The sequence below is a fragment of the Mycobacterium sp. 1245805.9 genome (genome assembly GCF_001672915.1).
GTDB lineage: Bacteria > Actinomycetota > Actinomycetes > Mycobacteriales > Mycobacteriaceae > Mycobacterium.
Window position 1 is genome coordinate 1 of the sequence record NZ_LZKR01000011.1, and the last position, 26,735, is coordinate 26,735.

Consider the following 26,735-nt stretch of genomic DNA (forward strand, 5'->3'; position numbering starts at 1 on the left):
GGGTTGTTGGCCACCGGCCCCGGGGGGCGGTGGGTAGGACTCGCCGGGCGACGGTTGATCGGACATGGGCAACCCTCCACTGCGTTAGCTGAACCAGGCCGAATTACAGTACCTCGGGCCGGCTTGGCTAAGCGGTTTAAGCGCGCCTCGCTAACGCCGGACCGTGGATCCTCGCGGCCCCTCCGACAGGAATCCCAACAGGTCGTATCGGGTGATCACCCCGACCGGTTTGCCCTGCTCCACCACCATCAGCGCGTCCCAGTCGCGCAGCGCCTTGCCCGCGGCGCTGACCAGCTCGCCGGCGCCGATCATCGGCAGCGGCGGGCTCATGTGCTGCGAGACGGCGTCGGCCAGCTTGGCCCGGCCCTCGAAGACCGCGGACAGTAGCTCGCGTTCGGATACGCTGCCGGCGACCTCGCCGGCCATCACCGGGGGCTCGGCGCCGACCACGGGCATCTGGGACACCCCGTACTCGCGCAGGATGCCGATGGCGTCGCGCACGGTCTCGGACGGGTGGGTGTGCACCAGGTCGGGGAGCTCACCGGACTTGCGGCGCAGCACGTCGCCGACGCTGAATTCCTCGGTCGACCCGTCGAGGCGGGCGCGCAAGAACCCGTACGACGACATCCAGGCGTCGTTGAAGATCTTTGCCATGTAGCCCCGCCCGCCGTCGGGCAGGAGCACCACGACCAGCGCGTCGGGTCCGGCCTCCTCGGCGACCTTGAGCGCGGCGACCACCGCCATCCCGCACGACCCGCCGACCAGCATCGCCTCTTCGCGGGCCAGCCGCCGGGTCATGTTGAACGAGTCGGAGTCCGACACCGCGATGATCTGGTCGGGGACGGTGCGGTCGTAGGCGTCCGGCCAGAAGTCCTCGCCGACGCCCTCGACCAGGTAGGGCCGGCCGCTGCCGCCCGAGTACACCGAGCCTTCCGGGTCGGCGCCGATGACCTTGACCCGGCCGCCGGACACCTCCTTGAGGTAGCGGCCGGCGCCGGTGATCGTCCCGCCGGTGCCGATGCCGGCGACGAAGTGGGTGATCTTGCCGTCGGTGTCGGCCCAAATCTCCGGGCCGGTGGTCGCGTAGTGGCTGGCCGGTCCCTGCGGGTTGGCGTACTGGTCGGGTTTCCAGGCCCCGTCGATCTCCCGGGTCAGCCGGTCCGAGACGCTGTAGTAGCTGTCCGGGTGGTCGGGCGGCACCGCCGTCGGGCACACGACCACCTCGGCGCCGTAGGCGAGCAGCACGTTGCGCTTGTCCTCGCCGACCTTGTCGGGGCAGACGAACACGCACTTGTACCCGCGCCGCTGAGCGACCAGCGCGAGTCCGACGCCGGTGTTGCCCGACGTGGGTTCGACGATGGTGCCCCCGGGCTTGAGCTGCCCGCTGGCCTCGGCGGCGTCGATCATCTTCACCGCGATCCGGTCCTTCGAGCTGCCGCCGGGGTTGAGGTATTCGACCTTGGCCGCCACGATGCCGGCGCCGTCGGGAACGACGGAGTTCAGCCGAACCAGCGGCGTTCCACCGATGAGGTCACTGATGTGCTGCGCGATCCGCATGCGTTCATCGTCTCAGGCGCTTTCGCGCGGCGCACACTCGCTAGCCGGTGGCCTCGCGGATGTAGTCGCCGATCTGGCGCAGCGAACGGATCGCCTCGGGAACCAGCGGCGCGGCCAGCTGGAAGTCGTGGACCTGGCCGGGCCAGACCCGCACCTCGGCCGGCACACCGACCGCCGCCAACCGCGACGCCGCCAGCTGCGCGTCGTGCAGCAACACCTCGGATCCGGACACGTGGATGAGGGTCCGCGGCAGGCCGGGCTTGATGTGCTCCAACGGCTCGTAAATCTCTTCGGGTTTGCCGTCGACGATGTTCTTTTCGGCCGCGCTAGCAACCAACGCGACGAGCGCGTCGAAGGCGTTCGCGGGGAACATCGCGTCGCTCTTGATGTTCGGGTGCGCCTGCTTGCATTCCTTTGCTAGCTGCAGCAGTGGCGAGATCGCCACCAGCGCCGCCGGCATATCGGAATCCCCGTGCCCCTCCTCCTGCAGGCGTTGCGCCAGGGCCAGCGCCAGATAGCCGCCCGCCGAGTCCCCGGCGAGCACGATCTGGTCCGGCTCGTAGCCACGCTCGCGCAACCACTGGTAGGCGTCGTGGCAGTCATCGAGGGCCATCCCGACCGAGTGCTTGGGCAGCAGCCGGTAGTTGACGACCAGCACCGGTGAGTCAGCAAACTTCGACAGCGTCTCGACCAGCCGGCCGTGGGAGTTTGCTCCACAGGTCAAAAACGCGCCGCCGTGCAAGTAGACGATCACCCGGCGGGTGCCGTCCGCGGGCAGCACTCCGGGGGCGCGCACGAGCTGCGCGGAAGCATTGGGCAAGTTCACCGTCTCGCGGACGGTGGCGGAGACCGGGAGCAGAACCCGGGCCGCGACGTCGATGAGACCCCACGGCCACGGCAGGTTGGGAGCGTGGCTGCCGACGGCCAGGACCGGCCGGATCGTGAGCCGGGACGCGAGGTTAGCTACCCGCGCAGCAACACTGGGACCGGACTCGAGTACCTCGACCGGTGCGCCGTCGCTGATGGCAAATCTTCGAGCCTCAACTCTACGTCGCTTGAGGACCTCATGTGGCCGAACGACATTCCGGGGGGAACCGGATACCTTGCTAGGTGCGGTCATGCTCAACACTTCCTACGCCTTTGTAGTCCGATACAGCATGTGACGAGGCAGCCAAGCGTCCGGTTCAGCCCACTCTCCAGGGCGTTCAGCCAACCCTTGAAACTTAGCTTGACAGCCTTTGCTGAGTAGAACGTTTGAAGAATCTGATTTGATACCACATTTGATTCACAACGTGACCACATTGTTCATAAGCCGCCCGCGCAAACCCTCGAGCCGAACTAAACTGATCCCGTGACCATCCGGGTGCCGCGTCGTTCGACGATCGCCCTGGCCACAGCCGGTGCGCTCGCCTCGACGGGGACTGCCTATCTGGGCGCACGCAACCTGCTGGTTGGCCAGGCGGCGCACACCCGCACCGTCATTCCGAAGGCCTGGGACATCCCGCCGCGTGCCGACGGCGTGTACACCCCCGGCGGGGGGCCGGTGCAGCGGTGGCAGCGCGGCATGGCCGCCGACCTGCACCTGATGATCTTCGGCGACTCGACGGCCACCGGATACGGCTGCACGAGCGCCGAGGAAGTGCCGGGCGTGCTGATCGCCCGCGGGCTGGCCGAGCGGTCGGGCAAGGTCGTCCGGCTGAGCACCAAGGCCATCGTCGGCGCCACGTCCAAGGGTGTCGCCGGTCAGGTCGACGCGATGTTCGTGGCCGGCCCGCCGCCGGACGTGGCGGTGATGATGCTGGGGGCCAACGACGTCACGGCCCTCAACGGAATCAGCCAGTCGGCGCAACGGCTGGCCCTGACCGTGCGCAAGCTGCGCTCCCGCGGCGCGCTGGTGATCGTGGGCACCTGCCCAGACCTCGGCGTCATCAGCGCGATCCCGCAGCCGCTTCGCTCGCTGGCGCACGCGCGGACGTCGCAGCTCGCCCGCGCCCAGACCGCCGCCGTCCGCGGGGCGGGCGGCGTGCCGGTCCCGATGGCGCAGCTTTTGGCGCCCCAATTCCGGACCGCGCCCGAGCAGATGTTCTCCGCCGACGGCTTCCACCCCTCGCCGACCGCGTACGCGCTGGCCGCCGAGGCGCTGCTGGCGGCGGTGTGTGAGGCACTGGGGATCGAGGTCGTGAGCCCCACGGCGGACGTTCCGGTCGCCGTCGTCCCACCCAGGCTCGACGAGTCCCCCGCGCGGTTGACCCTTGTGACGCGGCTGTGGCGGCGCCCGGCGTCGGCGTCGCCCGCCCCGTCTGAATCCCAGCCGGTCGGCACCGATTAGATTTGTCCTAGCCCGTCGGGGTGACACAACACCCGCTTGTGCAGCGAGCCCGCAGCGACGGAAGGGATTTGAAGGGAAAAGCCATGCCTGAAGCCGTCATCGTCTCCACTGCACGCTCGCCGATCGGCCGCGCGATGAAGGGATCGCTGGTGTCCATGCGGCCCGACGATCTGGCCGCGCAGATGGTGCGCGCCGCGCTGGACAAGGTGCCGGCGCTCAACCCGCACCAGATCGACGACCTCATCCTGGGCTGCGGCCTGCCCGGCGGCGAATCCGGCTTCAACATGGCGCGCGTCGTCGCCGTCGAACTCGGCTACGACTTCCTGCCGGGCACCACGGTCAACCGGTACTGCTCGTCGTCGCTGCAGACCACGCGGATGGCGTTCCACGCGATCAAGGCGGGCGAGGGCGACGCGTTCATCTCGGCGGGCGTGGAGACGGTGTCCCGGTTCGGCAAGGGCAACTCCGACTCGTGGCCCGACACCAAGAACCCGCTGTTCGACGAGGCGCAGGAACGTTCGGCGGCCGCCGCGGCGCCGGCCGACGAGTGGCACGACCCGCGCGCGGACGGGAGCCTGCCCGACGTCTACATCGCGATGGGTCAGACCGCCGAAAACGTCGCCATCCTCACCGGCATCAGCCGCGAGGAGCAGGACCGCTGGGGGGTGCGCAGCCAGAACCGCGCCGAGGAGGCCATCAAGAGCGGGTTCTTCGAGCGCGAGATCACCCCGGTGACCCTGCCCGACGGCACCACCGTCAGCACCGATGACGGCCCCCGCGCGGGCACCACCTACGAGAAGGTCAGCGAGCTCAAGCCGGTGTTCCGGCCCAACGGCACGGTGACCGCCGGAAACGCGTGTCCCCTGAACGACGGCGCGGCCGCGCTGATCATCACCAGCGACACGAAGGCCAAGGAACTGGGCCTGACGCCGCTGGCCCGCATCGTGTCCACCGGGGTCAGCGGCCTGTCGCCGGAGATCATGGGCCTGGGCCCGATCGAGGCGTGCAAGAAGGCGTTGGCCAGGGCGGGCATGTCGATCGGCGACATCGACCTGTACGAGATCAACGAGGCCTTCGCGGTGCAGGTGCTGGGTTCGGCGCGCGAGCTGGGCATGGACGAGGACAAGCTGAACGTGTCCGGCGGAGCGATCGCGCTGGGCCACCCGTTCGGCATGACCGGCGCGCGCATCGCCACCACGCTGCTGAACAACCTGCAGACCCACGACAAGACGCTGGGCCTGGAATCCATGTGTGTCGGCGGCGGCCAGGGCATGGCGATGGTGATCGAGCGGCTCAGCTAGGCCGGCTACCCACGCCGCGCGACGGCGTGTGAATCCTGGGCTTTGCGTGTGAGTCGTGGGCGGCAACACGCCGAGCGGCTGCGCCGTCAGCGCACAACCAAAACCGCCAGCGCACAACCAAGGCCGTCAGCCGCGCCGAACTCCGTCGGCGACGGCGTGCAGCTTGTCCGGGTTGGCCACGTTGTGGATGGTGACGATGCGCCCGTCCGCGTCGAGTTCGACTGTGAGCGTGGCGATCACGCGTCCCGGGGCCGAGAAGACGATGCCCGGTGCGCCGTTGATGTCGACGACTTCGGCTGTCATGTCGGCGATTTCGACGCCTTCGTAGGGGCGCTTGGTGACGCCGGCGAGCCAGGCGGCGACCTTGGCCATGCCCTCGACCGGGCGCAGCGCCTGGCGCACCTTTCCGCCGCCGTCCGTCCACAGCGTGACATCGGGGGCGAGCAGTTGCATGAGGTCGTTGATGTCCCCGCCCGTCGCGGCGGCGAAGAAGCGTTCGGTGACCGCGCGCTTCTTGCCGCGGTCGGCCTCGAACCGGGGCCGGCGCGCCTGCACGTGGTTGCGGGCGCGGTGGCCGGCCTGGCGCACCGCGGCCTCGGAACGCTCGACGGCCGAAGCGATTTCGGCGTAGCTGAAGTCGAACACCTCCTTGAGGACGAACACGGCGCGCTCCAGCGGGCTCAGCGTCTCGAGCACGACCAGCATGGCCATCGACACCGATTCGGCGGCCGCGACGTCCTCGGCCGTGTCTTCGCTCGTGAGGATCGGCTCGGGAAGCCACGGCCCCACGTAGGTCTCCCGCTGGCGCCGGGTCGAGCGCAGTCGCTCCATCGACAGATTCGACACGATGCGCGAGAGATAGGCCTTGGGGTCGGCGACCTGAGCCCGATCGGCCGCCGACCACTTCAGCCACGCATCCTGGACCACGTCTTCGGCGTCAGCCGCCGAACCCAGGATCCGATAGGCGATGGCGAACAACAGTTTCCGATGTTCGACGAACGTGTGCTCGTCGGTGCTCATCGGGTGAAGCCCCCACCGCGCCGCCACGTCACGGCGCCCAGCGCGGGCAGCAACTTCAGCAATCGGTAGGTCGTCCACGGGCTCGAGCTCACCGTTTCCTTGTACGCGACCGCCCACCGGCCGGCCAGATAGAAACGCGACGGGCTGTCGTCGGGGTGGGTGAACTGGATGACGCCGTCGTGGCGCCCCAGGCTGACCGGCTGGTGGACATAGCCGAAGCGGAACCGCTTGGTCTGCTTGCCCTTCAGCTCCCGCACGATGTTAGCCGCGGCGTGCACACCGGTCGGGATGCCGCTCTGGCAGGTGCCGTGCACCAGGCCGTAGCCTTGCCGAACCGCCGCGGCGTCGCCGACGACGTACACGTCCGGGTGGGACACCGAGCGCAGCGCCGCATCGGTGATGATTCGGCCGCGCTCGTCGACGCGCAGACCCGCGGCGGCCGCCAGCGGCGACACCCGCACGCCCGTGGTCCACAGCACCGCGCGCGCCGGAACGACCTCGCCGTCGGCCAGGGCGACGCCGTCGGGCATCACCTTGACGATGTCGACACCGGAACGCACCCGCACGCCCAACCGGGCCAACCCGGCATGCAGGCGGGCACGCGCCTTGGGGCCCATCATCGACCCGGGCGTCTGCCGGCTCAGCAGGACGACGTCGAGTTCCGGATGCTGCTCGGCGATCTCGGCCGCCGATTCGATTCCGGTCAGGCCACCGCCGCCGACCACGACTGTCCCGGCGCCGAGCCGGTCCAGCTGCTGGGCCAGCAACCCGGCGTCGTGGGCGCTGTTGAGGGTGTAGGCGAATTCGTCGACGCCGGGCACGACCTCGGTGTCGGCGACGCTGCCCAGCGCGTAGACCAGGGTGTCGTAGCCGATCGTGCGCTCGTCGTCGAGACGGACGGTCCGCGCGTCGGCGTCGAGGCCGGTGACCCAGCCCTGGACGAACTCGACGTCGGTGCCGGCGAGCATGTCCGGGATCTGCAGGTCGGCCAGCTGCTGGCCCGAAGCCGCCTGGTGCAGGCGCAGCCGCTCGGTGAAACGCGCCTGCGGATTGACCAGGGTGACGCGCACGTCGTCGCGGCCCTTGACCCGACGCGCCAAGCGGGTGGTGGCCGCCATGCCGGCGTAGCCGGCGCCGATGATCACGATGTGCTTCATGATGCTGCCTTTCGCGAGCGAATGTGTGCTGACAACCAGCAGACGCATCCGGCGGCCGCGGATGTGACATCGCGGGCGCACAAAAAACCGGCACGCCCGCGGGCGTGCCGGTTTTTTCCCCGTCAGAGCCGGGGTTTAGTCGTTTTGCAGGTAGCTGAGCAGGCGCAGGATCTCGAGGTACAGCCAGACCAGGGTCACGGTCAGGCCCAGCGCGATGCCCCACGCCGCCTTCTCCGGCGCGCCCGCCCGGATCATCTGGTCGGCCGCGTCGAAGTCGATCAGGAAGCTGAACGCCGCGATGCCGATCATCACCAGCGAGAAGATGATCGCGATCGGTCCGCCGCTGCGCAGGCCGAGGCCCGTGCCGCCGCCGACGTGCAACATCGCCAGGATGAAGTTGCCGAGCATCAGGAACAGCGCCCCGAACAGGGCGGCGACCACCATCCGGGTGAACTTGGGCGTGACCCGGATTGCGCCCGTCTTGTAGACGACGAGCATCCCGAAGAACACACCGATAGTGCCGAGTACGGCCTCCCCGATCAGCGCGCCGGCGTTGGCGTTGGAGACCTGGAAGTTGGCGAAGACGAACGAGACCGCGCCGAGGAACAGGCCCTCGAGAACGGCGTAGCTGAGCACGATCGCCGGGCTGTCCTGCTTGCGCCCGAAGGTCGCGATCAGCACCAGCCCGAGACCACCGAGCGCGCCGATCAGGGTCAGCGGCATCGCCAGCGCCAGGTTCGAGGCCACCAGGAAGTAGGACACGATCGCGGCACCCGTCAGCACGGCCAGCGTCATGCCGGTCTTGGTGACGACGTCGTCGATGGTCAGTGGCCGAGACGCCCTGGTGTCCTGGTACGGAGCCGCCACGTAGGGGTCGGCCTGGTAATAGCCCTGGGGCGCGCCAGTGCCGAATTGCGCGTATCCCCCGCTCTGCCTAGGCAGCGAACGAAATACCGGGTTACTTGTCTCCCGCACCGTCGGATCCTCTCTAATGGCTATGGGTTCGAGCTGTGCGAACACCTGCTCAACGACCAGCGGGTCGCCCTAGTTCCCAACGGACCTGCTGTTTTCTCGGTGTTTTGAGGCTATTCAAGGCGATTTAAGTGGGCTCTGCTGTTGTCGTCCGGTTAAACATAAACCTTACCCGCGGGGATCGCTGCGGTCGTGACGATCTAGATTGCTGGTCGAGACCGGGCGGCGATTGGGAGGCTGGGGCGTTGACCGAGGCAGTTATTGCATCCGATGAGGTCCTGACCCGGGTCGAAGGCGGCGTCGGATTGATCACGCTCAACCGGCCCAAGGCGATCAACTCGCTGAATCAGACGATGGTGGATGCGTTGACCGCCGTGCTCACCCGTTGGGAAAACGACGACGCGGTGCGCGCGGTGGTGCTGTCCGGCGCGGGCGAACGCGGATTGTGCGCCGGCGGCGACGTGGTGGCGGTGTACGAGAGCGCCCGCAGGGACGGCGTCGAGGTGCGGAAGTTCTGGCACGACGAGTATCTGCTCAACGGCCAGATCGGGCGATTCGCCAAGCCGTACGTGTCGTTGATGGACGGCATCGTGATGGGCGGCGGGGTCGGGGTCAGCGCGCACGGCAGCGTCCGCGTGGTGACCGAAACCTCAAAGGTGGCAATGCCGGAGGTGGGCATCGGGTTCATTCCCGACGTCGGCGGGGCGTTTCTGTTGTCCCGGGCGCCGGGTGCGCTGGGACTGCACGCCGCGCTGACCGGGGCGCCGTTCTCCGGAGCCGACGCCATCGCAATGGGATTCGCCGACCACTACGTCCCACACGACGAACTGGACGCGTTCACCAAGGCGATCGTCGACGACGGCGTCGAGAGCGCGCTGGCCGCGCATGCCATCGAACCACCACCGAGCGAGCTTGTCGCCCAACGTGATTGGATCGACCAGTGCTTCGCGGGCGACACGGTCGAAGACATCCTCGCGGCCCTGCGCGGGCATGATGCCGGGCCGGCGAACGATGCCGCCAACCTCATCGCCACCCGCTCTCCCATCGCCGTGTCCGTGGCGCTACAGGCGGTGCGTCGCGCCGCGAAAATGGAAACCCTGGAAGAGGTTCTGGTCCAGGACTATCGGGTGTCGAGCGCGTCGGCGCGCTCCCACGACCTGGTGGAGGGCATCCGCGCGCAGATCATCGACAAGGATCGAAATCCCAAGTGGTCCCCGGCGACGCTGGCCGAAATCACCGCCGCTGATGTGGAGGCGTATTTCGCGCCGGTCGACGACGACTTGAAATTCTAGAAAGGCGGTTGGCGTGACAGAGAAGTACGAGACCATCCTCGTCGAGCGCGATGGGCGGGTCGGGATCATCACGCTGAACCGGCCGCAGGCGCTCAACGCCCTCAACAGCCAGGTGATGACCGAAGTCACCAGCGCAGCAAGCGAATTGGACGACGACCCCGGGATCGGCGCCATCATCATCACCGGCTCGGGCGGCAAGGCCTTCGCGGCCGGCGCCGACATCAAGGAGATGGCCGAGCTGAGCTTCGCCGACGCGTTCGGCTCCGACTTCTTCGCCACCTGGGGCAAGCTCGCCGCCGTGCGCACCCCGACGATCGCCGCGGTGGCCGGATACGCGCTCGGCGGCGGGTGCGAGCTCGCGATGATGTGCGACCTGCTGATCGCAGCCGACACAGCGAAGTTCGGCCAGCCGGAGATCAAACTCGGTGTGCTGCCGGGCATGGGCGGTTCGCAGCGGCTGACCCGCGCCATCGGCAAGGCCAAGGCGATGGACCTGATCCTGACCGGGCGCACCATCGACGCCGCCGAAGCCGAACGGAGCGGCCTGGTTTCGCGCGTGGTGCCGGCCGACGACCTGCTGACCGAGGCCAAGGCCGTCGCCACCACCATTTCGCAGATGTCGCACTCGGCGGCGCGCATGGCCAAGGAAGCCGTCAACCGCGCCTTCGAATCAACCCTGTCCGAGGGACTTCTCTACGAGCGCAGGCTGTTTCATTCCTCTTTCGCGACCGAGGACCAGTCCGAGGGAATGGCGGCATTCATCGAGAAGCGGCCCCCCAACTTCACCCACCGATAGGACGCTTCGATGAGCGACCCGGCTCCCGCCACGACCGCCCCCGAAGACGAAGCGGTGCGGGAACCCGCGCCGGAAGCCCCCGAGGCGACCCAGCAGCATACGCACGAAAAACCTTGGTGGGTGCGCCATTACACCTTCATGGGCACCGCGGTCGGCCTGATTTTCATCTGGTTCTCGATGACGCCGTCGCTGTTGCCCCGCGGCGCGGTGTTTCAGGGGCTGGTCAGCGGGATCTCCGGGGCCATCGGCTATGGGCTGGGGGTCTTCGCAGTCTGGCTGGTGCGCTACATGCGCACTCGGAATTACAGCCCACCCGCGCCGCGCTGGGCCTGGATGGTGCTGATCCCGGTCGGCGTGGCCGGCATGGTCGTGATGGCCATCCGGTTCCACGTCTGGCAGGACCGCGTGCGCGACCTGATGGGCGTCGCGCACCTGAAATGGTACGACTACCCCATCGCCGCGGTGCTGTCGATCGTGGTGCTGTTCACGTTCGTCGAAATCGGCCAGTTCATCCGGTGGCTGATCAGTTTTCTGGTCGGGCTGCTGGACCGGATTGCACCGTTCCGCCTCTCGGTGACGATCGTCGTGGTCGCGCTCGTGGTGTTGACCATCACGCTGATGAACGGCGTCGTGCTGAAGTTCGCCATGCGGACGATGAACAACACCTTCGCGTCGGCCAACAACGAGGAGAGCCCCGACACCGCTCCCCCGAAAACGCCGCTGCGATCTGGCGGCCCGCAGTCGCTGGTGTCGTGGGAGTCGCTCGGCCGTGAGGGCCGCGTCTTCATCGAGGGCGGCCCACGGGTGGACGAGCTGACCACATTCAACGGAGCCCCGGCCACGCAGCCGATTCGCGCCTACGCCGGGCTGAACTCCGCCGACGGCATCACCGCGACCGCCGAACTCGCGGCGCGCGAGCTGCAGCGCACCGGCGGGCTGCAGCGTGCCGTCGTCGCGGTCGCGACGACCACCGGCACCGGCTGGATCAACGAGGCGGAGGCCTCGGCGCTGGAGTACATGTACAACGGCAACACCGCGATCGTCAGCATGCAGTACTCGTTCCTGCCGAGCTGGCTTTCGTTCCTGGTGGACAAGGAAAACGCCCGCCACGCCGGCCAGGCGCTGTTCGAGGCCGTCGACCGGCTGATCCGCCAGATGCCCGAAGGGCAGCGCCCCAAGCTCGTCGTGTTCGGCGAAAGCCTGGGTTCGTTCGGCGGCGAGGCGCCGTTCATGAGCCTCAACAATGTGCTGGCCCGCACGGACGGCGCGCTGTTCAGCGGCCCGACGTTCAACAACACCATCTGGACGGACCTCACCTCGACACGCGACGCCGGTTCCCCCGAGTGGCTGCCGATCTACAACGACGGCAAGAACGTCCGATTCGTCGCTCGCGCAAGCGATCTCGGGCGTCCGAACGACGCATGGGGCCACCCGCGGGTGGTCTATCTGCAGCACGCCTCCGACCCCATCGCCTGGTGGACGCCCGACCTGCTGTTCGCCAAGCCCGACTGGCTGCGCGAGAAACGCGGCTACGACGTGCTGCCCGAAACCTACTGGATCCCGGTGGTGACGTTTCTGCAAGTCTCGGCCGACATGGCGGTCGCCGTCGACGTGCCGGACGGGCACGGACACCACTACGTCGCCGACGTTGCCAACGGTTGGGCCGCGGTGCTGTCGCCGCCCGGCTGGACGCCGGAGAAGACGGACAAGCTACGGCCGCTGCTGCATTCCAACGGCTAGCGCGTCGCGGCCGCCGGCTCGCGGCGGGTCGCCGCCATCGACTCGCGGCGATCGCAAGCGCGGCGTAGCCGGGCGCGGCGGGTCGCCGCCATCGACTAGAGCCAGCGCCGAACGGCGTTCGCGAGCCCCGGCCCCTGGTCGGCCGAATCACCGAGCAGCTGGTCCAGCACGCCGGAACCGGCCAGCGCGTGGTAGCCGCCGATGACGTCGGTGGCCCGGAGCAGGCCGATGTCCAGCAGTGCGGCCGCCGCCAGGCTGGACGTGTAGCCCTCGGAGCACACGATCACCCATTCGACGTCGTCGCCGACGGCCTCCGGCAGCCGGGCGTCGCTGGTGGGGTCGCAGCGCCACTCCAGGACATTGCGCTCGATCACCAGCGCGCCCGGTATCTCGCCCTCGCGGAATCGCTGGGCCTGCGGCCGGATGTCGACCAGCGCCGCCCCGCGCCGCAGCGCCTCGGGCACCTCGACGGCGCGAAGGCGGCGAAACCGGCGCCGGGCCGATCTCAGGACGACGTCGATGCGGCTCATCAGGGTCCCTCCGGTTGGTCGGTCAATTCGGTGCGCTGGCGGCGCAGCCTGTTGCGCTCGGAAACCTCGTAGTACGACATCGCCGTCAGCGGCGGCGAATAGGCGTGCACGCTCAGCGTCGGCTGCGCCCGGAAGCCGGCCACCGGCTCCGGGACGGGCCTGGGCGCCCACACCACGTCGTGCACCCAGCCCAGCGGGAAGCCGGCCTGATCACCGGCGTCGAGCCGGCGTCGCCGCAAACCCCGCCCGTCCCAACGGAATTCGTTGAGCGATCCGGACACCACGGTCAGCGCGCCCAGCGACCCGCCGTGGTCGTGCAGCTCGGTCGGATGCCCGGGAACCCAGCTGATCAGCCAGACGTCCAGTTCGTCGTCGCCGTGAATCCGGGTGAACCAGCGCGTGGATTCCGGTATCCCGCCCTTGGGCAGCAGGTGGTCGCAGCGACCGCTGAGAACCTGGTCGGCGGCTTGGTCGGTGGCGTGCAGCAGGTCGGGTACCCGCAGCCGGGTGGGGCCCGACGACGGGGGCGACGAGACGCTCAGGGGGCGAAGTGCACCGGAGGCGACGGCACGCGTCGCAACGGGAACAGACATTGCGGAGCTCCAGGAAGAACGGATCGGGCAAGCGGCGGCGGGTCAGGGCCGACAACACTCGCAAAATCCGAAGCGCTCCATCACGGCAGCAAGTGTTGCATAGATTGGGACCGTGCGCTGGTGCGGTCGTTCCCATGGGCAACGGGGTGCGGTCCTCGTCGCGGCGTTGTTGGTGGCGGTCGCGGGCTGCTCGCAGGGCGCACCCAACGGCGGGGTCGCCGTGCCGTCGGCGCGGCCGTCGGGCATCCCGCGCGGCCCCGCCTCGCCACCGCCGGGCGCCGTCGGCCTCTCCCCCGGCGGGGTGACGACCAGGGTCGATGTCCCCGCGGATTCGACCGAGGAGGAGTATTTCCAGGCCTGCCACGCCGCGAAGGTCTGGATGGAGGCGCAGCCGAAGACGGATGGGTCGCTGTTCGAGCCGTACCTGCGGATGGTTCAGGCGTCGGAAGTCGGCACGGCCGGCACCTGGAACGCCCGGTGGACGGACCTGACGCCGGCCCGGCAGGCGGCGGTGATCACCGCCGCGCGGGCGGCCGCCAACGACGAATGCGGGTAGCGTTCCGCGCCCCGCGGCAATTGTGATCATGGGTACAAAAACTGCCTCCCCCGCCGCCGAGGAGGGCTTCGGCCGAGCAAAATGAACGCATGCCCGGCGGACGTGGCGGAGCGGTGGCGCATCGATCATCACCGACCCGGGTGGCGCTGGCCCTGGGCAGCGGCGGCGCCCGCGGCTACGCCCACATCGGGGTCATCGAGGCGCTGCGGGCGCGCGGCTACGAGATCGCCGGGATCGCCGGCTCCTCGATGGGCGCCATGGTCGGCGGCCTGGAAGCGGCCGGACGCCTCGACGAGTTCGCCGACTGGGCGAAGTCCCTGACGCAGCGCACCATCCTGCGGCTGCTCGACCCGGCCATCAGCGCGGCCGGGGTGTTGCGGGCGGAGAAGATCCTGGACGCGGTGCGCGACATCCTGGGCCCGGTGTCCATCGAGCAACTGCCGATCCCCTACACCGCGGTCGCCACCGACCTGCTGGCCGGCAAGTCGGTGTGGTTTCAGCGCGGCCCCCTCGACGACGCGATCCGCGCGTCCATCGCGATTCCGGGCGTAATCGCCCCGTACGCGCTCGACGGCCGCCTGCTGGCCGACGGCGGCATCCTCGATCCGCTGCCGATGGCGCCCATCGCCGCGGTCAACGCGGAGCTGACCATCGCGGTCAGCCTCAGCGGCAGCGAGGCCGTCGCCGGTCGCGAGGCCGAGCCGGGGGCCACCGTCGAGTGGTTGAACCGCATGGTGCGCAGCACGTCGGCGCTGTTGGACACCGCGGCCGCCCGGTCCCTGCTGGACCGGCCGACCGCGCGAGCGGTGTTGAGCAGGTTCGGCGGATCGGACAACTGGTCCGACGACCCCGACGCGGACGAGCTCGGGCCCGAGGAGGACGTCGCCGAGGTGCCCGGGGTGCCCAAGCTGGGCAGCTTCGAGGTGATGAACCGGACCATCGACATCGCCCAAGCCGCGCTGGCGCGCCACACGCTGGCGGCCCACCCGCCCGACGTGCTGATCGAGGTGCCGCGTTCGACCTGCCGCGGCCTGGAATTTCACCGGGCGGTGGAGGTGATCGGCGTGGGTCGCGCGCTGGCCGACGAGGCCCTGGACGCCCTCGAAACCGATCCGGAGCAGCCGGGCCCGCCCGCGCCCGAGGGTTGATCAGGCGCCGAGAAACCGCGCCAGGACCCGTGCCTCGCGGCGGCCCTGTTCGCGCCCGACCACGGCGGAATCGATGCGGCAGCGCGGATCCAGCGGGTTGGGCCCGAACGCGGCCAGCGAGTCGTCGTCGGCGAACACCGCGTGGGTCGCGCCGGCGAACGCGGCGATCTCGGCGGCCGGCCCGTCGCCGAACGGCGCCGGCGCGTCGGCCCCCGACGGCACCAGCACCACGGCCGCGTCGCAATCGGCGGCCACGCCGAGGTTGACCGAGCTGCCGACGCCGCCGTCCATGTAGCGCCGGCTCCCGATCGTCACCGGCGGCCACGCCCGGGCACCGCGCAACTGGCCGCCACCGCGTCCACCAGCCCGACGCCCGAGTCGCGATCGAAGACCACCAATTCGCCGGTGGCGACATCGATGGCGGTGATCCGCAGCGCCCGGTCCGGCCAGTCGTGTGACGGCAGGCGCTGGGCAATCACGCGGCGCCGGACGGGCTCCGGGACGGTCTGGGTCGCCAACGCCACGGCGCCGATCCGCCGCATCTGCTGTTGGGTCCTGTCCAGCGCGTCGTCGTAGGGCTGGCCCAAGGCGGTCAGGAAGACCTCGGCGATGTCGTCGATGTCGACGCCGGAATCGATCTCGGCCGACGACTCGGCGACTTGCCGGTCGAACAACTCCTCAAGCGGGCAACCGCTGCCGATCTGCGCGGCGACCGCGGAACCCGCCGAGGTCCCCACCAACACATCCGCATCCAGCAGGAGCCGGGCCGCCGCCGGCGACTCGTCGGCGATGCCGCGCAGAACCCCTGTCTCCCAAGCGATTCCGGCGATCCCGCCGCCGGCCAGCACAAGTGCGCGTCTGGCCGTCACGCGGACGCACCGGTGTGCTGGGCGCGCTGAACCGACTCGCTCAGATCCTCTCGGCGCAACTGATGGCTCGGCGGGTCGGGCAGCACCAAATCCCTGGTGACACGCAACGCGGCGTCGACGTGGACCAGCTCGCCGGGCGCGATCAGGCTCCAGCGCGGGTCCTCGTCCATCCGCTCGGTGGCGAACACCACCGACGATCGGGTGCACAGCGGCTGCGACCACGCGCGAATTCGCTTGGTCTGCATATCGAAATCGGGCGCACAGTCCAGTCTCCTGTCCAGGACGTAAAGCTCATGGGCGTCGGGGTAGCGCAGCGCCCACATGTCGGTGGCCGTGCTCAGCAGGACGTTGACCGCATAGATCGGCGCATTCGCCGCGAGCCAGCGCACGGCGTCGACGAGGCCCGCCGTCTCGTCGCCGTCGCGGCCGCGGATCGAGCCGGTGATCAGAGCGAACACCCGCTCGGAATCGGTCTCGCCCAGCACCAGGCCGTCGGTGCCGAGCTCGCGCAGCCGTTCGTCGATGCCGTCCAGCCCCTCGACCACGCCGTTGTGCGCGAAGATCCGGCCGTCCTGCAGAAACGGGTGGGTGTTGCGGACGTCGAGCGAACCCGTCGTTGCGTAACGGACGTGGGCGACGAAGGTCGTACCCGTCAGTTCGTGTGCCTCGGTGGCGAATTGGGTGTCCCGCCAGGCCGCGATCGGCTCCTTGTGCAGCTGCGGCCGGCCGTGCGCGTCGAAGACGCCGAGGCCGGTGCCGTCCGGGTTCTTGCGGCTCTGCTCGGACAGGCTGTCCGGAGCGTTGAGCAACCAAAAGGTCGCGGTGCACACGTCCGTCCCGGCGTGCAAGCCAAAAAGTCGGCACATGGTGTCGACCGTACCGAAGGGCCCACGACGGCCCTGCGGGGTCAGCCCGTCAGCATCGCCGAGAGGTCCCGCAATGCCTGTCGCGCGTAGCCCTTCCAGATGCGGCCGAACAGCGGCAGGCCCCACGATGTCAGCGGCGACCTGGGGTAGATGTCCCAGCGCCAGGTGATCTCGGTCCCGCCCGCCGCCGGGGCGAAGATCCATTCGCCCACAACATGATCGACCAGCAGCGACATGGGTCCCTGGATCTTGGTCAACCGGTACCCGAACGACCGGGGCGGGTCGACGCTGGTCAGCTCCTCGCGCATGCTGGCGCCGCCGGCCAGGTGCACGACGCGGGTCTGGCCCGCGGCGTCCCATGCGCCGGTCTGCTCGCGCACCTCGCGGACGGGCGGAATGGGGCCGTGCCGGCGCTTGAAAAGGTCGGGTAGCGGTGCGGGCAGCGTGCGCTGGAAGGCCTCCTCGGCAGGGACGGGTACGACCAGGGATTCGTCGACGACGAGCGATTGTGGCACTGGCATAACGCCTTTCATTCAGCGCGCCAACCCCGGCGCGGCTCGGCCGGTGATCAGCGGCAGATCGAAAAAGCTTTGAATGCCCGCCGGCGCGGCGCAGGTGGCGGGGACCGCGTTGACGCAGTGGGCGGCCGTCGCGACGATCCCCGGGTTGCTCGCCAACCCCGCCTGCACGCTTTCCGGCTGCCAGCCCTTGACCGTGACGAAGGTGTCCGGGTTCCCCCGCACCTCGATCTCGTAGCGTTCCCCGGCGGGCCCGAAAGACCAAGGCGGGTCGAGGTTTTCCGATCCCATCAGCCAGTTCACGGTGATCCGCACGACGACCGTCTCGCCCACCAGTGCCTCCCAGTGGAAGCGGCGCCCGGCGACCTGGCCGGGCTCGATCGCACCGATCGGCGAGTCGATCGGCGCGGTCGCCACGGCCACCTCCTGTGACGACCTGATCTGCGGATCGGCGGCGAAGCCCAACCGGTCCACGCACAGCCGGACCGATTGGGAAAAGCCGCCGTTGAGCAGCTTTTGCATGGGCCCCGTCAGCGCGCTGTCCGGCGTCCCGCCGAAGCCCATCACGTGGCGCAGCACGTCCGGCGCGCTATAGGTGCGAAGGTCGGAGAACTCCTCGGCGCGGACGAAGGTCACGCCCGTGGACATCGCCGAGAGCAGCAGCGGAAACAGCTCGGTGGCCGCGCCGGGTCCGATGCCGGCGCCGTGCAGTGTCGCGTTGCCGGCCTGGGCCGCGACTTCCAGTGGGGCGCCTTCCTTTTCGGTCGGGTAGAACCAGCCCAGCGGGGTGACCACGTTCTTGCCGGAGCGCAGCAGCGCGGCGACTTCCTCGACGCTGGGCAGCAGCGGCGCGTAGATCACCGCGTCGGCGGGCTGCGCGAGCACCTCGTCGATGCTGTTGGTCGCGGTCACGCCCAGCGGTGAGGTGCCGATGATGTCGCCGACGTCCTTGCCGGCCTTGGACTTCGAATGCACCCAGCAGCCAACGAGTTCGAGGTCGGGATGCTCCAGCACGCCCTTGATCGCCGCCGTTCCGACCGACCCGGTCGCCCATTGGATTACGCGCAGGCCCATGCCCCCATCTTGCTTGTCCGCCAGCAGACACAAAAGCCCCTTTTTCGGACTGAAAATGGGGGCTTTTGCGACTGCTCGCGCACGAGAGCCGCCCCCTTAGTCGCGCGCCTCGACCACCCAATAGCCACGCTCGGCGTAGCGCGCCCGGATGGCCTTCTTGTCGTACTTGCCGACGCTGGTGCGCGGAATCTCCTCGACGAAGGTCCACCGCTCGGGCAGCCACCACCGGGCCACCTTGTCCGCGAGGAACTTTCGTAGATCCTCGGCGCTCACCGACGAGTGCTTGGCCACCACGACCGCCAGCGGCCGTTCCTGCCACCGCTCGTCGGGCACCCCGACGACCGCGGCCTCGAGCACCTCGGGGTGCCCGATCAGGCAGTTCTCCAGCTCGACCGAGGAGATCCATTCGCCACCGGACTTGATGACGTCTTTGGCCCGGTCGGTCAGCGTGACGAAGCCCCGCTCGTCGATGCGGCCCACGTCGCCGGTGCGCAACCAGCCGGAGTCGAACTTGGAGTCGTCGTGGCCCAGGTAGTAGGAGCCGGTGATCCACGGGCCGCGGACCTCCACCTCGCCGACGGCGACGCCGTCGTTGGGCAGCACCGCGCCGTCGTCGTCGACGATCCGCATCTCCACCCCGCACACCGGTTGGCCCTGCGTCGCGCGGAACGCCCAGTGCTGGTCCGACGGGGTCCCCGGCGGCGGCCAGGCCATGGTGGCCATCGGCGACGTTTCGGTCATGCCCCACAGCTGGCGGATCTGGACGCCGTGCTTCTCCTCGAACGTGCGCATCAGCGACACCGGGACGGCCGAGCCGCCGCAGACCACCAGGCGCAGCGAGGACATGTCGTGTTCGGGTTCGTCCTCCAGGCGGTGCAGGACGTCGTTCCAGATGGTCGGCACGGCGCCGGCGACGGTGGGCCGCTGGGTTTCGACCATGCCGATCAGCGAGCGGGCGTCGAGGTGGCAATCGGGCAGCACCAGGTCGGCGCCCGCCATCAGCGCCGAGTAGGGCAGCCCCCAGGCGTTCGCGTGAAACATCGGCACGATCGGCAGCACGCTGTCGACCGCCCCGACGCCGATGCCGTTGGTGGTGCACCCGCCCATCGCGTGCAGGAAGCTCGAACGATGGCTGTAGACAACGCCTTTCGGGTTGCCGGTGGTGCCGCTGGTGTAGCACATGGCGGCCGCGGACGTCTCGTCGAGCTCGGGCCAGTCGAAGTCGGGGGATTCGGCGTCGAGCAATTCGGCATACCGCAGCACAGTCTTGCCGGACGCCTCCAGCGCGGCCGTGTCGCCGTCGCCGACCACGATCACCGCCTGCACGGTCTTGAGCTCGCCGAGGACCGGCGCCAACAGCTTGGCCAGGGACGCGTCGACCAGCACGACGTGGTCCTCGGCCTCGTTGGCCACGAAGACGATCTGCTCGGGGAACAAGCGGATGTTGAGGGTGTGCAGGACGGCGCCCATCGAGGGCACCGCGAGGTAGGTCGCCAGATGCTCGGTGTTGTTCCACATGAACGTCGCGACGCGCTGGTCGCCGGTCACCCCGAGGCGGCGCAGCGCGTTCGCCAGCCGGCCGGCTTGTTGGCCCAGCTCGCGGTACGTGGTCCGCCGGTAGCCGTCCCCCGTCGCGGTGGTGACCGTGCGTGCCCCGTGGATGCCGCAGCCGTGCCGCATGATCGCGGCGATCGTCAGCGGATAGTTCTGCATCGTGCTGTCCATCGCGCTACCGCCTTACCCTCGACGCGGCACCGCCTCGTGTGCGGTCGGGCGAATGCTATCGCCGACACCGCCAGGAGAAAACGGGTTCCCCCGACAACGCTCGTTTCCGGGCAGCGACTACGCGAGGGCCGGTTCGGCCGGCAGCAGCTCGGGCACGGCCCACTCGGCGACCGTCTCGCTGGCGGGCCCAAAGCCTGCCGCGGTCCCGACCACGGTGACCGTGCCGGAGTAGTCGGCGATGTAGAGGTGCCTGGCGTCGGCGCTTTCGACCACGCACGACGGTTCGCTCGTGACCCGGATGGCGCCGACGACGTCGTGCGTGTGGGTGCACAGCACCGTGACGCCGTCGTCGCTGACCAGGTAGGCGCGATCGCCGTCGCGGCTGAGCGTCAGGCCGGTGAGGATGCCGGTGATCTCGCTGATCTTGGTGGTGCCGACGATCTTGGCGGTGCGCGTGTCGACGGTGTCGATCACCGCGCCCAATTCGGGGGCGCAACTGGCCACGTAGGCGGTCGCGCCGTCGGGGCTGAGAGCGACGTCGCGGATGGGCAGGCCGATCTCGACGGTGCCCAAGACGCGGGAGCGGGTCGGGGCGTGCGCGTCGATGACGACGAGCTGTCCCCCGCCGGGGCCGTTGGTGGCGGCGTACAGGCGGCTACCGTCCGCGCTGGACCGCAGGCATTCCATGATGGTCCCGGGGCGGTCCGGCAGGACAATCTCCTCCGTGCCGCCGGTCCGGGTGTCCAGAACCACGACGTCGGGGCCGGCGGCGCCGTTGCGCCCGGCGTAGACGTAGTCGCCGTCCGGGCTGGCCGCCAGGTCGCACACGCTGAACGCCAGCGGGTGCGTCGCGATGACCGTGTTGGTCGGCAGGTCGATGACCCCGATCGCGTCATACGCCGGTGTCACGGCGCTGACGTACGCGCGGTTCATGTCGCGGCGACCGACGGCGAGCGCGAAAGGCTCCGGCAGACCGGCGACGGTCTGCACCACGCGGCAGGTGTGGGTGTCGATGACCGAGACACTGTCGTAGCCGTAGTGGGCCACCATCAGTCGACCGCCGTCCGGGCTGGCGACCATGCCGCTGATCGGACCCTGGCGCGGGGCGATCCGCGTGACGACCGGAAATTCCGGTGCCGTGGCCAATTCGATGGTCTGGCCCTCGCCGGTGTGCTTCCGGTGGTTCAGGTCGCGCATGCTGGCACCGCCTTCGCTCGTGGTACGTCTGGTGCGCCCGGGGCGCGGCCCGAGATGAGCCGCCGTAGAGCACCCGGGGAGGTTGCTTTTAACAAATTTTACTGACCAATTTTGGGCCAAAAATATTTCTCGATGAGCGTTGTGATCCACGTCACTCGAATAACCAAGATTGCGTCGCGACGGGGTTCAAACAATTAAGCGCGGACGATCCGACGGCGAAGCGAATCGGCCTTGATAGTCAGGCATTTCGCCGATGCAGCTAACCATGGAGACAAATGGACAGCCGTCCATAAATAAGGAAAATCTTAAAAACAATCGGCCTAAGAGGTGAACGTCACATTTTTCTCAGTTGAGCGCGTCGCCCGCCCCAAAGCAATTTATCGACCGCGTTCTCGTTGTTCGCCAACGGGTGTGCCAGCTGAACCAGCGAGCCGACGGCAACGTCTACCTCAAAGACCCGGAATCAACCGGAAGGGCTTGCCACGATGACGCTCGACGTAGGTTCCACGCCGTCTGTACGCAACCGCGCGCAGGACATCCGCCGCGAACGCCGGTTGATGCGCGCCTTCCAGAACCCCCTCCTCGGCCCCCTGTTGCGCCGCTTCGGCGGCCCGGAGGACATCGTTCGGATGGGCATGTCCTTCTGGTCCTCACGACTGATACTTTCCGCCGTCGAATCGGGCGTTTTCACCGAGTTGGGCAACGGACCGGCCTTCGAGCAGGAGCTGGCCGACGCCCTCGGCTGGCACCCGCGGGCCGCGGCCACGGCGCTGGACGCCCTGGTTGCCGCCGGGTTGCTGCGACGCGACCGAGCGGGCCGGTACGCCAACACAATTCGCAGCGCGATGTTCCTCGACCGGACCAAGCCGAGCTATGTCGGTGGGCTGATGGAGTTGTCGAGCAAGCGTCTCTACAGCCTTTGGTCGAGTCTGGACGATCTGCTGCGCACCGGCCGTCCCGGCGCCGAGGAGGAGCGCGGCGACAACGAGTTCTTCTCCATGCTCTACCGTGATCCGTTGGCACTCAAGGGATTTCTGGCCGGGATGACGGGCATCTCGACCGGGGAGGCGACGCTGCTGGCGGCCCGGTTTCCATGGCAGCGCTTTCGCACGTTTTGCGATGTCGGTTGCGCCCAAGGCGCTTTTCCGGTGCGGGTCGCGCTGACCCACCATCACCTGCGTGGCACCGGTTTCGACTTTCCCGCCGTGCGACCGATATTCGAAGAGTATGTCCAGTCGTTCGACCTGGACCGTCGATTGGGCTTCGTCGAGGGCGACTTCCTCGAAGGTCCGCTGCCGCGCGCCGACGTGATTTCGTTCGGTCACGTGTTCCACGGGCGAAACCACGAGATCCGTCGGGAACTGGTGGCGAAGGCCTACGCGGCCACTCCCCCCGGCGGCGCAATCATCGTGTACGACGCCATGATTCAGGCCGGGCGGCTGAAGAACCGCGCCAACAATTTCATGAGCCTGCTGTCCAGCCTCAACATCATGATGGAGTCACGGGAGGGCTACGAAGCCTCCACCGCGGCCTGTGCGGAGCTGCTTCGCGAAGGCGGCTTCACCCGGATCAAGGTGCGACACCTGGTGGGTCCCACCTCGGCGGTGTTCGGTTACAAGCCGGGCCGGTTGCCGGCGTCGGCCTGACGCGTTTGCTCAGAGCGCGTCGTGGTCGCGCTCGCCGGTCCTGATGCGGATCACCTTCTCCACCGGTGAAACCCACACCTTGCCGTCACCGATCTTCCCGGTGCGGGCCGCGCCGATGATCGCCTCGACGACGCGATCGGCGAACGCCTCGTCGACCAGCACCTCGACGCGGACCTTGGGCACGAACTCGACCGCGTACTCGGCGCCGCGGTAGACCTCGGTGTGCCCCCGCTGCCTGCCGTAACCCTGGACTTCGGTGACGGTCAGACCCAGTATCCCGACGGCCTCCACGGCGTGCCTGACGTCGTCGAGCGTGAACGGTTTGACGATGCCGGTGACCAGCTTCATGGCTCCACCACAATCTCAATCGTCGGCGGGCTCGGCGGCGGCCGTCCCGGTCCGCGCGCCCGCCAACGGCTCGACCCGCCGGCCGGTGACGAGCCCTTCGTCGGGGTAGGCCTCCTCGTCGTGCACGCCGACGTCGCCGGTTTCCAGGACCTCGTCGGGCATGCGCAACTTCATGAAGAGGCCGAGGACCCTGAGGATGATGAACGTGACGAGCGCGTCCCAGACGATGATCGTGGCCGCGGCGCCGAGCTGGATCAGGATCTGTTTGGGATGGTGGCCATACAGCCATCCGGCGAAGGTCACGTCCGTCCCGGTGCTGCCGCCCAGGTACACAACGACTTTCGGGTCGGCGAGGACCCCGACGAGCAGCCCGCCCGCCAGGCCCGCCATGCCGTGGGTGTGAACCACACCGAGGGCGTCGTCGACCTTCTTGAACGGCCTGGTCCGGCCGAGCCAGTTCCACGACATCCAGACCAGGGAAGAGGCGACGACGCCGATGATCATCGCGCCAAAGCTGTTGACGTAACCGGCCGCCGGAGTGATGGCGACCAGCCCGGTGATCATGCCGTTGACCGCGCCCAGGAAGGTCGGCTTGCGCGCCTTGCTGGCGAAGATGTCCCAGATCACCCAGGTGAGCAGCGCGACGGCGGTGGTGAGGTTGGTGTTGATCACCGCCAGCGACGCGTCGGCACCGGCGAAATACGGGTCACCGCCGTTGAACCCGTTCCAGCCCAGCCACAGGATGCCGGCGCCGACCGCGGCCATCGGAAGGTTGTTGGGCACAGCGCGTTCCCGGTCGCGCGCGAGCCGGGGGCCGATCACCGCGGCGGCGACGAATCCGCTGGTTCCGGCGGCAAGGTGGATCACGTACCCACCGCTGAAGTCCAACGCGCCCGCCTGTCCCCACCAGCCGCCGCCCCACACCAGGAACGCGTTGACCGAGTAGGCGAACGTCGACCACAGCGGCACGAATATCAGCCACACCTTGAAGTTCATCCGGCCGACCACGCTGCCGAGGAACAGCAGCGGAGTGATGGCGGCGAACACGAACTGGAAGTACGCCAGCGTGGTCTCCGAGAAGCGGAACTTCGGCATGGTGCCGTCCAGCAGCGGGATGACGGCCTGGCCCTGGTTGTCGGTGCCCAGGATGGTGTGCGGGATCCCGACCGCGGCCCTCAGAATGCCCGGGCCGAGCTTGAGCGGCTCGCCGAAGCCCATCTTGAAGCCCCACAGCACCCACACGACCAGCACCAGCGAGAATCCGGTGAAGGCCATCAACATGGTGTTGACGGCCCACTTCTTCTGCACGATGCCGCCGTACAGCACGGCGATGCCTGGGATGCTCATCAGGCCGACCAGGGTCGCCGCCACCAATTGCCAGGCGTTGTCTCCGGGATTCAGCCAATCGGGATAGGGCAACATGGTTCAGACACACCCCAATTCGAGCCGGCGGGCTATAAATCAGCTGCGGTGCGAAATGACGCCGTAGACGGGTGAAGCCTTTGCCCGGATTGTTTCGGGCGTGTGTGCAATTGTTTAAATCCTGATTTCATCTGCGCATCCCGAGCGCGGCCCCCGACCATGCGTCGGGACGGCCGTGGCCACCGTTGCGGGCATGTCAGTGCTGCCGCGTATTCAGGCGGTGCGCCGGAATTACCTTGGGCGACGGGCAATTTCGCACACGTCAAATAGCGCATTTTGCTGAACCAATTGTGCCGCAACATCGTCGGAGTTATATAGCCGGTACGTGCGGCCCACCAAGCGCCGCATGCCGAAAGTCGTTGGACAGGAAAGCTATGCAACCGGATTCGCGGCGAAGCGGCGCGGCGGGCGCGCTGAAGCCTGTCAACACCGAAACGTTGGAGCGCCGAGTCGTCGTCGTCGGCGCCGGCGCCGCAGGCGTGTCGATGGCGCTCAGCCTGCGCGACCGTGGCGTGCGTCCCCTGCTGATCGACCGGGCCGACGCGGTGGCCTCGTCCTGGCGGGGGCGCTACGACAGGCTGAAACTCAATACCTGCAAACAGTTTTCGCATCTACCCGGCCGGCCGTATCCGAAGGACACGCCGGTCTTTCCCACCCGCGATCAGGTCGTCGACCACCTCGAAAGGCACGCCCGCGACGACGGGATCGAATTGCGGCTGGGCACGGAGGTCTGCCGGATCGACCGCGACGGTGACGGCTGGTTGTTGCGGAGTACGTCCGGCGACATCGCCTGCCGCCAGGTGGTCATGGCGACCGGATATGAGCACACGCCGCTGATGCCCGCCTGGCCGGGCCTGGACGCCTTCGAGGGCCGCGTGTTGCATTCGTCGGCATACCGCAACCCCGAGCCCTACCGCGACGAGCGCGTTCTGGTGGTCGGGGCGGGTTCGTCGGCGCTGGAGATCGTGCACGACGTGGCCACCGGTGGGGCGAGCAAGGCGTGGCTGGCGGTCCGCACCTCACCGAACATCATGCTGCGCTCGTTGCCGGGCGGGCTGCCCTCGGACCTGATCGCGACGCCGCTCTTCCGCGCGCCGGTTCGGCTCGCCGATTCGTTGGCGACGCTGGGACGTCGGTTGAGCATCGGCGACCTCGCCGCCTACGGCCTGCCGACACCCGCCGAGGGCGTGTTCGCCCGCGGGATCAGGCTGGGCCGCGCGCCCGCGATCGTCGACAGGGACGTGATCGACGCGATCCGCGACGGTTCGTTCGAGGTGGTCCCGACCATCGAGCGATTCGACGGTCGCGGTGTCCGCTTGGTCGACGGGCTGCGCCTGGAACCGGACGCGGTCATCTGTGCGACGGGCTACCGGCGCGGCCTGGAACCCGTGGTTGGTCACCTCGGGGTGCTCGACGAGCGCGGGCTGCCCGTGGCCACCGGCGCAACGCCGGCCGCCGCGGGCCTGCGGTTCATCGGCTTCCAGTCTCGTCCGGGGCTGCTCGGCTACGTCGCCAAGCAGTCCCGAGGCGTCGCCCGACGCATCGCCGCGGAACTCGAAACCGCCGCGCCCTCGCATGGCCCCCGATGACTTTGGCTAACCTCTAATCATCGTATTAGCGCTATTTCCAGCGCTATTCAACACGTGAGCAAAATTCTTTGTTGAACTAATCAACGGTCCGATTCGTGTCAAGTAGGTATGACGCGATTACAGACGGCGGCCGAGCCGCCGGCGCCAGCGGATTCGCCGGAGGCGCCTGCACACCGGTTGCGCGACTGGGCGCGGTCGCTGCGCGTCGGGCTCGATCCCGAGTCTTACTTTCGTCGCTGCGCCGACCGCCGCGACCCGTTCGTGGTGATGTTCCCGGGCCTCGGGCCCGTGCACTTCGTGGCTACCGCGCAGGACGCTCGCCGGCTGTTGACCACGCCGCGCGAGACCCTGTGCGCGCCGACGCCCAATCCGATCGAGCCGATCGTGGGGCCGGATTCGGTGATCCTGACTTCCGGCGAGCACCGTTTTGGCGATCGCGTCCGCGCGCCGGCGCATGTGGGCACCGTGGAACGCCGGCGACAGCAGGCGG

22 protein-coding genes and 3 pseudogenes are annotated in these 26,735 nt (G+C 68.6%); 10 read left to right on the forward strand and 15 right to left on the reverse strand.

Annotated features, from left to right (window positions below; translation table 11 throughout):
* Positions 1-150: 150 nt before the first annotated feature.
* Together A9X00_RS01845 and A9X00_RS01850 are read right to left on the reverse strand one after the other, a co-directional pair.
* Positions 151-1,557: a cystathionine beta-synthase gene (locus A9X00_RS01845; protein ID WP_067148405.1), complete on the reverse strand. Its 1,407-nt coding sequence runs from the start codon at positions 1,555-1,557 to the stop codon at positions 151-153.
* 40 nt (positions 1,558-1,597) lie between these two features.
* Complete coding sequence (locus A9X00_RS01850) at positions 1,598-2,677, reverse strand: alpha/beta hydrolase (protein WP_067148407.1); 1,080 nt, start codon at positions 2,675-2,677, stop codon at positions 1,598-1,600.
* Positions 2,678-2,920: 243 nt separating this feature from the next.
* Here A9X00_RS01850 and A9X00_RS01855 point away from each other — a divergent pair.
* Together A9X00_RS01855 and A9X00_RS01860 are read left to right on the forward strand one after the other, a co-directional pair.
* Positions 2,921-3,701, forward strand: a pseudogene (locus tag A9X00_RS01855) (SGNH/GDSL hydrolase family protein); the annotation flags it as partial.
* Between the two features lie 268 nt (positions 3,702-3,969).
* Positions 3,970-5,187 (forward strand): acetyl-CoA C-acetyltransferase, encoded by a 1,218-nt coding sequence (locus tag A9X00_RS01860; protein WP_067148413.1) that lies wholly within the window; start codon positions 3,970-3,972, stop codon positions 5,185-5,187.
* Positions 5,188-5,313: 126 nt separating this feature from the next.
* Here A9X00_RS01860 and A9X00_RS01865 read toward each other — a convergent pair whose 3' ends face one another.
* The 3 genes from A9X00_RS01865 to A9X00_RS01875 all read right to left on the reverse strand — a co-directional run bounded on the left by A9X00_RS01865 (position 5,314) and on the right by A9X00_RS01875 (position 8,339).
* Positions 5,314-6,207, reverse strand: a complete 894-nt coding sequence (locus A9X00_RS01865; RefSeq protein WP_067148459.1) for an RNA polymerase sigma-70 factor — start codon at positions 6,205-6,207, stop codon at positions 5,314-5,316.
* Positions 6,204-7,364: an NAD(P)/FAD-dependent oxidoreductase gene (locus A9X00_RS01870; protein ID WP_067148462.1), complete on the reverse strand. Its 1,161-nt coding sequence runs from the start codon at positions 7,362-7,364 to the stop codon at positions 6,204-6,206. The genes A9X00_RS01865 and A9X00_RS01870 overlap by 4 nt, the downstream gene beginning before the upstream one ends.
* A 135-nt stretch (positions 7,365-7,499) precedes the next feature.
* A complete protein-coding gene (locus A9X00_RS01875) occupies positions 7,500-8,339 on the reverse strand; it encodes a Bax inhibitor-1/YccA family protein (protein WP_067148416.1) in 840 nt (279 codons plus the stop codon).
* Between the two features lie 257 nt (positions 8,340-8,596).
* Between A9X00_RS01875 and A9X00_RS01880 the strand changes: the two genes are divergently transcribed.
* Genes A9X00_RS01880 through A9X00_RS01890 form a run of 3 tightly spaced genes read left to right on the forward strand, consistent with a single transcriptional unit; the run spans position 8,597 to position 12,164 of the window.
* Positions 8,597-9,628: an enoyl-CoA hydratase/isomerase family protein gene (locus tag A9X00_RS01880; protein WP_197515017.1), complete on the forward strand. Its 1,032-nt coding sequence runs from the start codon at positions 8,597-8,599 to the stop codon at positions 9,626-9,628.
* 13 nt (positions 9,629-9,641) lie between these two features.
* Positions 9,642-10,424 carry an enoyl-CoA hydratase gene (locus A9X00_RS01885; protein ID WP_067148422.1) on the forward strand — a complete coding sequence of 261 codons (783 nt, stop codon included), beginning with the start codon at positions 9,642-9,644 and terminating at the stop codon, positions 10,422-10,424.
* A gap of 9 nt (positions 10,425-10,433) precedes the next feature.
* On the forward strand, positions 10,434-12,164 hold the full coding sequence (locus tag A9X00_RS01890; protein WP_067148425.1) for an alpha/beta-hydrolase family protein: 1,731 nt from the start codon (positions 10,434-10,436) through the stop codon (positions 12,162-12,164).
* 95 nt (positions 12,165-12,259) lie between these two features.
* Here A9X00_RS01890 and A9X00_RS01895 read toward each other — a convergent pair whose 3' ends face one another.
* Together A9X00_RS01895 and A9X00_RS01900 are read right to left on the reverse strand one after the other, a co-directional pair.
* The gene (locus A9X00_RS01895) at positions 12,260-12,694 is read right to left on the reverse strand and encodes a rhodanese-like domain-containing protein (RefSeq protein ID WP_067148428.1); all 435 of its coding nucleotides are present in this window, start codon (positions 12,692-12,694) and stop codon (positions 12,260-12,262) included.
* Positions 12,694-13,287: a cysteine dioxygenase gene (locus A9X00_RS01900; RefSeq protein ID WP_067148431.1), complete on the reverse strand. Its 594-nt coding sequence runs from the start codon at positions 13,285-13,287 to the stop codon at positions 12,694-12,696. The genes A9X00_RS01895 and A9X00_RS01900 overlap by 1 nt, the downstream gene beginning before the upstream one ends.
* A 112-nt stretch (positions 13,288-13,399) precedes the next feature.
* On the opposite strand from A9X00_RS01900, the gene A9X00_RS01905 reads away from it, so the two are divergent.
* Positions 13,400-13,843, forward strand: a complete 444-nt coding sequence (locus A9X00_RS01905) for a lipoprotein LpqV (RefSeq protein WP_067148434.1) — start codon at positions 13,400-13,402, stop codon at positions 13,841-13,843.
* An 89-nt stretch (positions 13,844-13,932) separates the two neighbouring features.
* Positions 13,933-14,991: a patatin-like phospholipase family protein gene (locus tag A9X00_RS01910; protein WP_156771889.1), complete on the forward strand. Its 1,059-nt coding sequence runs from the start codon at positions 13,933-13,935 to the stop codon at positions 14,989-14,991.
* On the opposite strand, the pseudogene A9X00_RS01915 reads toward A9X00_RS01910, so the two are convergent.
* The 6 genes and pseudogenes from A9X00_RS01915 to A9X00_RS01940 form a co-directional block, all read right to left on the reverse strand.
* A pseudogene (locus A9X00_RS01915) lies at positions 14,992-15,860 on the reverse strand (patatin-like phospholipase family protein).
* Positions 15,857-16,726 (reverse strand): class II glutamine amidotransferase, encoded by an 870-nt coding sequence (locus A9X00_RS01920; protein WP_067148440.1) that lies wholly within the window; start codon positions 16,724-16,726, stop codon positions 15,857-15,859. Before A9X00_RS01920 ends, A9X00_RS01915 begins: the two are co-directional and overlap by 4 nt.
* A 41-nt stretch (positions 16,727-16,767) precedes the next feature.
* A complete protein-coding gene (locus A9X00_RS01925; protein ID WP_156771890.1) occupies positions 16,768-17,241 on the reverse strand; it encodes an SRPBCC family protein in 474 nt (157 codons plus the stop codon).
* Between the two features lie 18 nt (positions 17,242-17,259).
* Positions 17,260-18,318, reverse strand: a complete 1,059-nt coding sequence (locus tag A9X00_RS01930; RefSeq protein ID WP_067148446.1) for a dihydrodipicolinate reductase — start codon at positions 18,316-18,318, stop codon at positions 17,260-17,262.
* A 96-nt stretch (positions 18,319-18,414) separates the two neighbouring features.
* Complete coding sequence (locus tag A9X00_RS01935) at positions 18,415-20,043, reverse strand: long-chain fatty acid--CoA ligase (RefSeq protein ID WP_067148449.1); 1,629 nt, start codon at positions 20,041-20,043, stop codon at positions 18,415-18,417.
* Positions 20,044-20,160: 117 nt separating this feature from the next.
* Positions 20,161-21,240 (reverse strand): YncE family protein, encoded by a 1,080-nt coding sequence (locus A9X00_RS01940; protein WP_067148451.1) that lies wholly within the window; start codon positions 21,238-21,240, stop codon positions 20,161-20,163.
* A 485-nt stretch (positions 21,241-21,725) separates the two neighbouring features.
* Here A9X00_RS01940 and A9X00_RS01945 point away from each other — a divergent pair, with 485 nt between their 5' ends.
* On the forward strand, positions 21,726-22,886 hold the full coding sequence (locus A9X00_RS01945) for a methyltransferase (RefSeq protein ID WP_082974636.1): 1,161 nt from the start codon (positions 21,726-21,728) through the stop codon (positions 22,884-22,886).
* A gap of 9 nt (positions 22,887-22,895) precedes the next feature.
* Here A9X00_RS01945 and A9X00_RS01950 read toward each other — a convergent pair whose 3' ends face one another.
* Complete coding sequence (locus tag A9X00_RS01950; RefSeq protein WP_067148454.1) at positions 22,896-23,234, reverse strand: P-II family nitrogen regulator; 339 nt, start codon at positions 23,232-23,234, stop codon at positions 22,896-22,898.
* 15 nt (positions 23,235-23,249) lie between these two features.
* Entirely contained in the window at positions 23,250-24,656 is a 1,407-nt protein-coding gene (locus A9X00_RS01955) for an ammonium transporter (RefSeq protein ID WP_067148457.1), read from the reverse strand.
* Between the two features lie 374 nt (positions 24,657-25,030).
* On the opposite strand from A9X00_RS01955, the gene A9X00_RS01960 reads away from it, so the two are divergent.
* Together A9X00_RS01960 and A9X00_RS01965 are read left to right on the forward strand one after the other, a co-directional pair.
* The gene (locus A9X00_RS01960) at positions 25,031-26,245 is read left to right on the forward strand and encodes an NAD(P)/FAD-dependent oxidoreductase (RefSeq protein ID WP_082974637.1); all 1,215 of its coding nucleotides are present in this window, start codon (positions 25,031-25,033) and stop codon (positions 26,243-26,245) included.
* A 108-nt stretch (positions 26,246-26,353) separates the two neighbouring features.
* Positions 26,354-26,735: pseudogene (locus A9X00_RS01965) on the forward strand (cytochrome P450); the annotation flags it as partial.